Annotated in this window: 10 protein-coding genes; 9 read left to right on the top strand and 1 reads right to left on the bottom strand. The window is 69.9% G+C overall.

The genetic code is table 11. The features are described from left to right. Positions 1-338 precede the first annotated feature (338 nt). The 6 genes from ACFXG1_RS21175 to ACFXG1_RS21150 all read left to right on the top strand — a co-directional run bounded on the left by ACFXG1_RS21175 (position 339) and on the right by ACFXG1_RS21150 (position 5,417). A complete protein-coding gene (locus tag ACFXG1_RS21175; protein WP_384711323.1) occupies positions 339-572 on the top strand; it encodes a chaplin in 234 nt (77 codons plus the stop codon). Positions 573-729: 157 nt separating this feature from the next. After that, positions 730-1,941 (top strand): pyridoxal phosphate-dependent aminotransferase, encoded by a 1,212-nt coding sequence (locus ACFXG1_RS21170; RefSeq protein WP_384711326.1) that lies wholly within the window; start codon positions 730-732, stop codon positions 1,939-1,941. A 143-nt stretch (positions 1,942-2,084) separates the two neighbouring features. Then, on the top strand, positions 2,085-2,468 hold the full coding sequence (locus ACFXG1_RS21165; protein WP_384744075.1) for a hypothetical protein: 384 nt from the start codon (positions 2,085-2,087) through the stop codon (positions 2,466-2,468). A 154-nt stretch (positions 2,469-2,622) separates the two neighbouring features. Next, a complete protein-coding gene (locus ACFXG1_RS21160; RefSeq protein ID WP_384711332.1) occupies positions 2,623-3,081 on the top strand; it encodes a hypothetical protein in 459 nt (152 codons plus the stop codon). Between the two features lie 7 nt (positions 3,082-3,088). Beyond that, a complete protein-coding gene (locus ACFXG1_RS21155; protein ID WP_384711335.1) occupies positions 3,089-4,888 on the top strand; it encodes an alpha/beta hydrolase in 1,800 nt (599 codons plus the stop codon). 58 nt (positions 4,889-4,946) lie between these two features. After that, positions 4,947-5,417: a hypothetical protein gene (locus ACFXG1_RS21150; protein WP_384711338.1), complete on the top strand. Its 471-nt coding sequence runs from the start codon at positions 4,947-4,949 to the stop codon at positions 5,415-5,417. Positions 5,418-5,589: 172 nt separating this feature from the next. Here the strand turns inward: ACFXG1_RS21150 and ACFXG1_RS21145 are convergent, their stop codons facing one another. Further along, positions 5,590-7,443 carry a phosphoenolpyruvate carboxykinase (GTP) gene (locus ACFXG1_RS21145; RefSeq protein WP_384721584.1) on the bottom strand — a complete coding sequence of 618 codons (1,854 nt, stop codon included), beginning with the start codon at positions 7,441-7,443 and terminating at the stop codon, positions 5,590-5,592. Positions 7,444-7,686: 243 nt separating this feature from the next. On the opposite strand from ACFXG1_RS21145, the gene ACFXG1_RS21140 reads away from it, so the two are divergent. The 3 genes from ACFXG1_RS21140 to ACFXG1_RS21130 all read left to right on the top strand — a co-directional run bounded on the left by ACFXG1_RS21140 (position 7,687) and on the right by ACFXG1_RS21130 (position 10,784). After that, positions 7,687-8,382, top strand: a complete 696-nt coding sequence (locus tag ACFXG1_RS21140; RefSeq protein WP_384721587.1) for a hemolysin III family protein — start codon at positions 7,687-7,689, stop codon at positions 8,380-8,382. 145 nt (positions 8,383-8,527) lie between these two features. Beyond that, a complete protein-coding gene (locus ACFXG1_RS21135; RefSeq protein WP_384744072.1) occupies positions 8,528-10,072 on the top strand; it encodes a DHA2 family efflux MFS transporter permease subunit in 1,545 nt (514 codons plus the stop codon). 4 nt (positions 10,073-10,076) lie between these two features. Continuing rightward, positions 10,077-10,784 (top strand): TetR/AcrR family transcriptional regulator, encoded by a 708-nt coding sequence (locus ACFXG1_RS21130; RefSeq protein ID WP_384719250.1) that lies wholly within the window; start codon positions 10,077-10,079, stop codon positions 10,782-10,784. The last annotated feature ends 5 nt before the right edge of the window (positions 10,785-10,789 follow it).

The raw sequence follows: 10,789 nt of genomic DNA, 5'->3' as shown, positions 1-10,789 counted from the left end.
ATTTCACACCACCACGCCGCAACACCACATACCCGCTGGTGGGGGGGGTGGGTTTTTGTTTAAACCACCCCCCACCCCCCCCGCCCGGCCCGGGGGGGGGCCCCCCGCCCGCCCCCCCCGGGGCCCACCGCCCTTTTCAGGCCCGGCACGGAAGCCTCCGGGCCCGTGCCGGGCGTTTCGCATACGAGTGACTTTTCCCCCGGTCGCTATAGCCGAGGTTTCCTGGCGGGAACCCAGTCGTTACAAGATCTGCGGAGGCGCCACGGAACAGGGAACTGTCGGCGCGGCGCACGAGAGTCGTGCCCGCGTTCGGCACCGCCGCTGAAAGGGTCGAGAAAATGAAGTACAAGAAGGCTGCCGCCGCCGTCGCGGGCATTCTGCTGGCGCTGGGCTCCGCGGCTCCGGCCATGGCCGACTCCGACGCCAATGGCGCCGCCGCGAACTCCCCGGGCGTGCTGTCGGGCAATGTGATCCAGATTCCGGTGCACGTACCCATCAATGTCTGCGGTAACTCGATCAGCGTCATCGGACTGCTGAACCCGGCGCTCGGCAACATCTGCGTCAACGGCTGACGCCGACCGGTCGCCGTCCCGCGGCGGCCGGCGTTCCATGTGTGTTCGGAAGGGCTCCCAGGCTTCCCGCCCGGGAGCCCTTCCGTCCTCCTCCGACCACCGCCGACGTGGGCTAAAACACTGGGCGATCTTCGACGGGCGGCCGTAAGCTCACGCCATGCAGGTGATCCAGTCGACGAAGCTCGCCAATGTCTGTTACGAGATCCGCGGTCCGGTACTTGAGGAGGCGATGCGGCTGGAGGCAGCGGGAAACCGGATCCTCAAGCTGAACACCGGCAACCCCGCGGCATTCGGTTTCGAGTGCCCGCCGGAGATCCTGGAGGACATCCTCCGCAATCTCGGCGACGCGCACGGTTACGGCGACGCGAAGGGCCTGCTCTCCGCCCGGCGCGCGGTGATGCAGCACTATCAGACCAAGGGCATCCCGCTCGACGTCGAGGACGTCTATCTGGGCAACGGGGTCTCCGAGCTGATCCAGATGTCGATGCAGGCGCTGCTCGACGACGGCGACGAGGTGCTGGTCCCGTCGCCGGACTACCCGCTGTGGACCGCCTCCGTATCGCTGGCCGGCGGCACGGCGGTGCACTACCGCTGCGACGAGCAGTCGGACTGGCTGCCCGACCTGGCCGATCTGGAACGGAAGATCACCGACCGCACCAAGGCCCTGGTGATCATCAATCCGAACAACCCCACCGGCGCCGTCTACGACGACGAGATGCTCCGCGCGCTCACCGAGATCGCCCGCCGCCACCAGCTGGTCATCTGCTCGGACGAGATCTACGACAAGATCCTCTACGACGGCGCGACCCACACCCCCACCGCGGCGATCGCCCCGGACCTGATGGTCCTCACCTTCAACGGGCTCTCCAAGAACTACCGCGTCGCCGGGTACCGCTCCGGCTGGCTGGCGGTCTGCGGCCCGAAGGCGCACGCCTCCTCGTACATCGAGGGGCTGACCATCCTGGCCAATATGCGGCTCTGCGCGAATATGCCCTCGCAGCACGCGGTGGCCACGGCGCTCGGCGGACGGCAGTCGATCGAGGACCTCCTGCTGCCCGGCGGCCGGATCCTGGAACAGCGGGACGCCGCGTACGACCTGCTCACCCAGATCCCGGGCGTGACCTGCGTCAAGCCGAAGGGGGCGCTCTATCTCTTCCCCCGCCTCGACCCGAAGGTCTACAAGATCAAGGACGATCGGCAGATGGTGCTCGACCTGCTGCGCGCCGAGAAGATCATGGTGGTCCACGGGACCGGCTTCAACTGGCCCGAGCCCGATCACTTCCGGATCGTGACCCTGCCCGCGGTGAACGATCTGACGGACGCGGTGACCCGGATCGGCTCGTTCCTGGACGGCTACGGCCAGCACTGACCGGCGCTGGCCGACGCTGACCAGCACCGACCCGCCCGGTGGGGCCGAAGGCCCAGGTCAGCACCGACTTTCCCGACTCGGGCGAACTTTAGACTTAATCCAAGGTAGGATGGTCTCCTGACAGTGAGCAGGAGGCCATCTTCATGTACGAGCCGATCCGCACCAGGTCTGTCCACTCGATGGCCGACACCGCCGAGTATCCCCATCGCTCCCGCGAGGAGGAGCTGGACATCCAGCTCGCCGGCCATCTCTCCGCGCTGCTGGCGGTCACCGACGAGCTGTCGCTGGACGCCGCGGCCGACCGGATCGCGACCGAGGTCGCCCGGTTGCGCGGGGCGCCGCCCGCCCGGCACACCGCCCTGAGCGGCACCGGTCCCGAGGCGCTGCACCGCAGGGCGCACGCCCTGGCCGGGCGCGCCCTGGTCGTCGCCGCCTCCCGGGCGGACACCGCCGTGGCGATCCTGGCCGCCGAGCGGATGGACGCGCACGCCGCGTCGATCGACGCGGCGCGGCTGGCCGTCGCCTGAGGCGTACGGCACGGAACCGTTTTGAGCCCGGACCCCGTCCACTCCGGTGGGCGGGGTCCCGGTGATATCCACAGTCACCGGTACCGCCTCCGTACGGCCGGTAGGGTCGGGGAAATCTGCATGTGTCGGGAAGGCCGCGGCCGGGGGAGCACGCATGGCATGGGACGAGTGGGAGCAGATCAAGGCGGAGGTGGCGGAGCGGAACGCGCCCGGGATGCAGCTGAACGGGCTGCCGCCGGATGACAGCGGCCCCACCTCCAGCATGATCACCGGCGGGCTGAAGTCCAGCCAGCAGGCGTGGCTCGCGGCCGGTGAGGGCGTCGGCTCCTTACGCAAGGGCGTCACGACGGCACTCGGCAAGCTGGAGGACGGGCAGTCGGGACTCGGTGCGACCGAGGGATGTCTCACCGCCGCGGCCCAGAAGGAGATCCACACCTCCTGGAAGAGATACGCCGAAGAGGTGAGCCGGCGCTGTGGAAGCCTCCAGGGGATCCTGGAGAAGGTCGGCAAGGATCTGCTGCTGACCGACGAGGCCGTGAAGTCCGAGGTCGACAAGGTGCGGGCCGAGTTCGCGGACCGCGACGACGTCGCCTGCGTCCCGACGGGCCGGTGACGGCGCCGTGGACCTCAAGACCCTCAAAACGCTGAAGCCCGCCGAGTACGAGAGCGCCGCCGACGGTTACCGCGCCGTCGCGGATATGGCGCAGGCGTCGAAGGACCAGCTCGAGAGCGGTGTCATTGGTGGGATGCGGAAGGCGCGCCTGGAGGGCGAAGCCCTCGACGCGGCGCTCGGCGAGGTGCGGGAGCTGGCCAAGAACTTCCAGTACACCCAGGTCGAATGCGGTGTGATCAGTACGGCGCTCAACGCCTTCGCCTTCGATATGGCCGCCGCCAAGCGGAAGCTGGAGTCGGCCCTCGCGGAGGCGGAGTCCCGGAAGTTCACGGTCAACGACGACGGTACGGTGGCGTATCCGGCGGGCCCGGACAAGGTCGACGGCAAGATCCCCGAGGCTGGCTCAGTCCGGGGGCACGGGGACGACACCCCGCAGGCCAGGGACGTCGGCCGGCAGGCCGCCAATATGCAGCCGAACCCGCACGCGGCCTACGCCTACGACATCGCGGTACGGATCACCAACGCGCTGACCGAGGCCACGGCCGCCGACGAGAAGTGGGCCCCGAAGCTCCGCGCCCTGAAGGCGGACGACGACCTCACGGTCTCCGCCCGGGACTGGACGGACACCAAGGCCGACACCGGCGGGGTACGGGACGCGGCGGGCACGTATCTGGCGACGATCGGGGGCCCGCCCAAGGACGCCTCACCGGCCCGGAACGCCGAGTGGTGGCGGGGGCTCACGGACGAGCAGCAGGATGCCTATATCGCCATGAACCCGGCGAGCGTCGGAGCGCTGGACGGCCTCCCGGCGACCGCCCGCGACGAGGCGAACCGTACGGTCCTCGCCCAGAAGCACGGGGAGTACCAGCTCGCGCTGAACGCGATCCCGCCCGCGCCGGAGAACAAGTACACCTGGATCTACACGCGCGGCGGCGCGGCGAAGGTGATGACGGACGAGTACATGGAGTGGTCCAAGAAGTACGGGGACGATCAGGAGCGGCTGACCAAGGGGCTCAAGGGCATGGAGCGTATCGAGGAGCGCTTCGACGACACGGGCACGGAAGGGCTGCCGGAGGCGTATCTGCTGGGCTTCAGCACGGATGGCGACGGCCGGGCGATCGTCGCCAATGGAAACCCCGATACGGCCGATCACACGGCGGTCTTCGTGCCCGGGACGGGGGCGAGCCTGGAGAAGGTCGGGGGCGATATCAGCCGGATGACCACCATGTGGGAGGCCGCGAACACCGCCGCCAAGGGTGAATCCGTCGCCACGATCACCTGGATCGGCTATGACGCGCCCGACAGCCCCGTGAAGGACGCCCCCTTCAGCCACTACGCCAATGACGCGGCACCGGCCCTCAACCAGTTCCTCGACGGGCTCGACACCTCCAGGACCGCCGAGGGGCCGAGTCACACCACGGTCATCGGCCATTCGTACGGCACGACCGTGATCGGCTCGGCGGCCCGGCAGGGCGATCTCAACGCCGACGACGTGGTCTTCGCCGGCAGCCCCGGGGTACAGGTGGGTTCGGCCGAGGAGCTGGATGTCCCGAAGGGCCGGGTCTGGAATCAAGAGGCGCCCGGGGACTGGGTGCCGGATATCGGCCGCTACGGACACGGCGGCGGTCAGCAGTTCGGCAACCAGATCATTACCGGGATCATCCCCAGCGACTCCTTGTTCGGAGCCAACCAGATGACTACGGACACCAAGGAGCACAGCAACTACTGGCAGGCCGACACACAGACGCTCCGCAACCAGGCCAACGTCGTCGCCGGAAGACACGGGAACGTGAAGCTTGAAGACTAGGAAACCGGCTGCGGCCCTCTCCCTGGGCCTGGCACTCACTCTGATCACGGGATGCGGTATGGGCGACAACGGACAGTCGGACAACCCTGTGCCCTCTGCGGGCGTCAGCGGTCTCGCCGAGGCCAGAGAGCAAACGAAGCGGGCCGCCCAGGAGCTTTTCGACCTGCTCAAAATCAAGGGGGAGGCGTCCAGGGGCGGGGTCAGGATCACCGAATGCGGTGGCGGGAAGGACCCGGAGAAGTACTACCAGACGTTCCACCCGTCGAGCTTCTTCCCCGAATCGCCCGGTGAGCTGGCGGGCGTCATGGAGCGGCTCAGGACCGAGCTGCCCGCCCTGGGCTGGAAGGTCGTGGAGTACGGGCCCGACACCAGCCGGAACAAAAACGTCAATCTGACCGCCGACAACGACGCGCAGAGCTTCAGCGTCAATATCGTCCACCTGGCGAAGGACGACCGCCCGAGCCTCTCCCTGGATGTGGTCTCCGGCTGCTACCAGGTTCCCGACGGCGAGCGGGTCGACGGCTACTGAGCCCCGGGGCAGCGGCCGGAAACACGCCGGCCCCCGGCGCCTGGTCGGTAGGCGCCGGGGGCCGGGGTGCGGCGGACCGGTGAGGACACTCCACAGGTCAGGGCGGTGTGGTCGGCAGGACCGCCGCATCGGGTACGGACGCGTTCGTGCGCGCCCGTCCCCGGTCTTCGGGTCAGCCCAGCCGGGCCACCAGTGCGCGGTACTCGTCCCACAGCTCCTTGGGCGTGTGGTCGCCGAAGGTGTTGAGGTGCTCGGGGACCAGGGCCGCCTCCTCGCGCCAGATCTCCGGGTCCACGGTGAGCAGGAAGTCGAGGTCCTCCGCCGACAGCTCCAGGCCGTCGGTGTCCAGCGCCGCCGCGGTGGGCAGGACGCCGATCGGGGTCTTCACGCCCTCGGCGCGGCCGTCGAGACGCTCGACGATCCACTTCAGGACCCGGCTGTTCTCGCCGAAGCCGGGCCAGACGAACTCGCCCCGGTCGTTCTTGCGGAACCAGTTGACGTAGTAGATCTTCGGCAGCTTCGCCGCGTCGGCGCTCCGGCCGACCTTGATCCAGTGGGCCATGTAGTCGCCCATGTTGTAGCCGCAGAACGGCAGCATGGCGAAGGGGTCGCGGCGCAGCTCGCCGACCTTGCCCTCGGCGGCGGCGGTCTTCTCGGAGGCGACGTTGGCGCCCAGGAAGACACCGTGCTGCCAGCTGAAGGACTCGGTAACCAGCGGGACTGCCGAGGCACGACGGCCGCCGAAGAGGATCGCCGAGATCGGGACGCCCTTCGGGTCCTCCCACTCGGGGGCCACGATCGGGCACTGGGCGGCCGGGACGGTGAACCGGGCGTTGGGGTGCGCGGCCGGAGTGCCGGTCGCGGGCGTCCAGTCGTTGCCCTTCCAGTCGGTGAGATGGGCCGGGGTGTCCTCGGTCATCCCCTCCCACCACACGTCGTTGTCGTCGGTGAGGGCGACATTGGTGAAGACGGCGTTGCCCCAGAGGGTCTTCATGGCGTTGGCGTTGGTGTGCTCGCCGGTGCCGGGGGCGACGCCGAAGAAACCGGCCTCGGGGTTGATCGCGTACAGCTGGCCGTCCTCGCCGAACCGCATCCAGGCGATGTCGTCGCCGATGGTCTCCACGGTCCAGCCGGGGATCGTGGGCTCCAGCATGGCGAGGTTGGTCTTGCCGCACGCGGACGGGAAGGCGGCGGCCACGTACTTCGGCTCTCCCTGCGGCGGGGTGAGCTTGAGGACGAGCATGTGCTCGGCCAGCCAGCCCTCGTCACGGGCCATGACCGAGGCGATCCGCAGGGCGTAGCACTTCTTGCCCAGCAGGGCGTTGCCGCCGTAGCCGGAGCCGTACGACCAGATCTCCCGGGTCTCGGGGAAGTGCGAGATGTACTTGGTGGAGCTGCACGGCCAGGGGACGTCGGCCTCGCCTTCGGCGAGCGGGGCGCCGAGGGTGTGGACGGCCTTGACGAAGAAGCCGTCGGAGCCCAGCTCGTCGAGGACCGGCTGCCCCATCCGGGTCATGGTGCGCATGGAGGCCGCGACATAGGCGGAGTCGGTGATCTCGACGCCGATGGCGGAGAGCGGGGAGCCGAGCGGGCCCATGCAGAACGGGACGACGTACATGGTGCGGCCGCGCATCGAGCCGCGGAAGATGCCGTTCTCGCCGGCGAAGATCTCCTTCATCTCCGCCGGGGCCTTCCAGTGGTTGGTCGGCCCGGCGTCCTCCTCCTTCTCGGAGCAGATGAAGGTACGGTCCTCGACCCGGGCGACATCGGTGGGGTCGGACGCGGCGTAGTACGAGTGGGGGCGCTTGACGGGGTCGAGCTTGGTGAAGGTGCCCTTGGCGACGAGCTCCTCGCACAGGCGCTCGTACTCCGCCTCGGAGCCGTCGCACCAGACGATCCGGTCGGGCCGGGTGATCGACGCGATCTCGTCGACCCAGGCGATGAGCTCCTGGTGGTTGGTGGGGAGGGTGCCGAGGGCCCCGGGGCTGTGGGGGGCATTCCCGGAGAGCACAGCGTCGCGCGCCACGATCGCTCCTTGTCGAGGGATTTTTTGACTGACTGCCCCGTGGGGGCTGCGACCCGGATGCCGTACCGCGCTCATCCGGTGCCGACCGCACTCATCTGATCATCGATGGCGAGTGCCCATCTGTCCAGAGGGGTTCTCACGTGAGCATCGCCACGTGTGACGATGCCCTCGCGGCCCGTCCCTCCGATACCGCCATCCGGGCGGGCGTACCGGACGGACGCGGACGCTGGCTACCATCCTGTTATGACGCCTGCCGCACCCGATGCGATCGATGCGACCCCGGCGACCGCCATGGCGTCGCCGTACCCGGCGAAACCGAAGCTGCGCGGCTGGCTGCACGCGGGGATGTTCCCGGCCGTCCTGGTGGCCGGACTGGTCCTGACGGCCTTCGCGGGCTCCCCGCGCGCCCGGCTCGCGTGCGCCGTCTACACACTGACCGCCTGCCTGCTCTTCGGGGTCAGCGCCCTTTACCACCGGGGCAACTGGTCGGCGCGCGGCGAGGCCGTCCTGCGGCGGCTGGACCACGCCAATATCTTCCTGATCATCGCGGGCACCTATACCCCGCTGACGATGCTCCTGCTCCCCGATTCCACCGCCCGGCCGCTCCTGTGGGCGGTCTGGGCGGCGGCAACGGCGGGGATAGCGTTCCGGGTGTTCTGGGTGGGCGCGCCCCGCTGGCTCTACACGCCCTGCTACATCGCGATGGGCTGGGCGGCGGTCTTCTTCCTGCCGGACTTCCTGCGGACGGGTGGGATCGCGGTCCTGGTCTGCGTGATCGTCGGCGGGCTCCTCTACAGCGTCGGCGGCGTGGTGTACGGGATCAAGCGGCCCAATCCGTCGCCCCGCTGGTTCGGCTTCCACGAGGTCTTCCACTCGCTCACGCTGGCCGCCTTCGTCGTCCACTACGTGGGCATCTCCCTCATCGCCTACCAGGCTTAGCCCCCCGAACCCTTCACCCCTTCGCACTTCCGGACGGCCGTGGCGCACAGCGCGCCACGGCCGTCCCGCGTTCACACCCTTGACCCTTACCTGATTCTGCGAGTTACTGTCATTTGACAGCAACTCTCAGACACTTGCGGAATCAATGGCGGAGGTGATCGCCGTGGACCGGCGATGGTGGGCCCTGGGCGCGCTTGTGACATGCGTGCTGGTCCTCGGATTCGATCTCACGATCCTCAATGTCGCCCTGCCGACGATCGCCGCCGACCTGGGCGCCTCCACCGGCGAGGCCCAGTGGACGGCCGACGCGTACATCGTCTTCTTCGCCGCCCTGATGCTCCCCGCCGGGCTCGCCGGGGACCGCTTCGGCCGCCGCCGCACCCTGCTGGCCGGTCTGGGAATCTTCCTCGCGGGCTCGGTGCTCGGCGCGTTCGCGGACGATGTCACCACCGTCGTCGCCGCCCGGGCCGTGATGGGCGTCGGCGGCGCGTTCGTCATGCCGCTCGCGCTCTCCGTCCTGCCCACGCTCTTCCCCGAACCCGCCGAGCGGACGAAAGCCGTCGGCGTCGTCTCGGCCGCCTCCGCGCTCGGGATGCCGCTCGGACCGATCCTCGGCGGCTGGCTGCTGGACCACTTCCGGTGGGGCGCGATCTTCCTGGTGAACGTGCCGATGGTGGCGATCGGGATCGGGGCTTGTCTGCTGCTGCTCCCGGAATCCCGGGACCCGGCTGCGCCCCGGGTCGACCCGGTGGCGACCGCGGCCACGGTCCTGGGGCTCGGCGCGCTGGTGTTCGGTGTGATCGAGGCGCCGGTACGCGGCTGGGGCGATCCGCTCGTGATCGGCGCGTTCGCCCTGGGGGTCGCGGCCGTCGCCGGGCTCGTCGGCCGCGAACGCCGTTCCGCCCGCCCGATGCTGGATCTCCCCCTCCTCTCCGACCGGCGCTTCCTGCTGCCCGCGCTCACCGCGACCCTGGTCACCCTGATCGCCGCCGGGCTGCTGTTCACCCTGCCGCTGCACCTCCAGGCCGTGCTCGGATACGACGCCCTGGGCACCGGCCTCCGGATGCTGCCGCTGATGCTCGGCCCGCTCGCGGCGGCGAAGGCGGCGGGACCGCTGGCCGCGCGGTTCGGACCGTACGCGGTGATGTCGGGCGGTCTGGCGGTCCTCGCGTTCGCCGCGTTCCTCGGCAGCCGGGGCACCGCCGACGACGGCTACGGCTTTGTCGCGCTCTGGCTCTCGGTGCTCTCCGTCGGGTTCGGCTTCGCGATCGTGCCCGCGATGGACGCGGCCATCGGCTCGCTCTCGGCCGACCGGGCGGGCAGCGGCTCCGGACTGCTGATGACGCTCCGTCAGGCGGGTGCGGCCGTCGGTGTGGCGCTCTTCGGCTCCCTGCTGGCGTCCGTCTTCGCGGCCCGGATCGACACCTCCCGGCTGCCGGACGCGATCGCCGCGCGGGCGGAGGAGTCGGTGGTCGCGGCCCACGGGATCGCCGCGGAGCTGGGCGATCCGGCGCTGGCGGGCGCCGCGGACGCCGCCTTCTCCCGGGGGATGTCACTGACGCTGCTGGTCTGCGGGATCATCGCGCTGGCCGCGGCCCTGGCGGCGCCGGCGCCGCGCCGGGAAGGGGACGCACTGTCCACAGGCGACGGGACCACCGTGGATGCGATGGGGGCAGATGCCCCACAATGACCCCATGGCCGCCACCGTACGCAGATCCGCAGCTCCCCCGCCGCCCCCCACCGGGCGGGGGCGGTCGGCCGGGGACGGCGACGGGGACGGCCGGCCGGTGCCGCCGATGGGGCTGCGTGAGCGGAAGAAGCTGAAGACCCGGATCGCGATCCGGGAGGCGACGTACCGCCTGATCGCCGAGCAGGGGTACGAGGCGACGACGGTCGAGCAGATCGCCCAGGCGGCCGAGGTCTCCCCGTCGACGGTCTTCCGCTACTTCCCCACCAAGGAGGACATCGTCCTCACCGACGAGTTCGACCCGGTCCTCGAGGAGCAGTTGCGGGCCAGGCCCGCCGGTGAGGACCCGCTGGAGTCGCTGCTGACCGTCTTCCGCGCCGGGTTCGCGGCGTCCGTCGCCGCCGGCCGGGAGGACGTCGTCCAGCGCACCCGACTGGTGCTGGAAGTGCCCGCCGTACGGGCCAGGATGACCGAGACCATGGCGGAGACCTCCCAGGTCGTGATCCGCGCGCTCGCCGACCGCGACGGTCTGGACCGCGACGATCTGCGGCTGCGGATCTTCGCCGCCGCGGTGACGGGCGTACTGCGCGAGGTGCTGGTGGTCTGGGCCGAACGGGGCCACCACGACGATCTGATGGCGATGCTGGACGAGGCCCTCGGGCAGCTCCGCGACGGTCTGCGGCTGCGTCCCGAGGGCCCGTCCCCCGCTCGTTAGCGCTC

Source organism: Streptomyces sp. NPDC059248, assembly GCF_042753905.1.
Classification (GTDB): domain Bacteria; phylum Actinomycetota; class Actinomycetes; order Streptomycetales; family Streptomycetaceae; genus Streptomyces.
This window is presented reverse-complemented; position numbering and strand designations above follow the sequence as displayed.

What these genes read in the sequence shown, in the direction of transcription:
- ACFXG1_RS21175 (WP_384711323.1), top strand. Translation starts at nt 339, where the DNA reads ATGAAGTACAAGAAGGCTGCCGCCGCCGTCGCGGGCATTCTGCTGGCG.
- ACFXG1_RS21170 (WP_384711326.1), top strand. Translation starts at nt 730, where the DNA reads ATGCAGGTGATCCAGTCGACGAAGCTCGCCAATGTCTGTTACGAGATC.
- ACFXG1_RS21165 (WP_384744075.1), top strand. Translation starts at nt 2,085, where the DNA reads ATGTACGAGCCGATCCGCACCAGGTCTGTCCACTCGATGGCCGACACC.
- ACFXG1_RS21160 (WP_384711332.1), top strand. Translation starts at nt 2,623, where the DNA reads ATGGCATGGGACGAGTGGGAGCAGATCAAGGCGGAGGTGGCGGAGCGG.
- ACFXG1_RS21150 (WP_384711338.1), top strand. Translation starts at nt 4,947, where the DNA reads ATGGGCGACAACGGACAGTCGGACAACCCTGTGCCCTCTGCGGGCGTC.
- ACFXG1_RS21140 (WP_384721587.1), top strand. Translation starts at nt 7,687, where the DNA reads ATGACGCCTGCCGCACCCGATGCGATCGATGCGACCCCGGCGACCGCC.
- ACFXG1_RS21135 (WP_384744072.1), top strand. Translation starts at nt 8,528, where the DNA reads ATGGCGGAGGTGATCGCCGTGGACCGGCGATGGTGGGCCCTGGGCGCG.
- ACFXG1_RS21130 (WP_384719250.1), top strand. Translation starts at nt 10,077, where the DNA reads ATGGCCGCCACCGTACGCAGATCCGCAGCTCCCCCGCCGCCCCCCACC.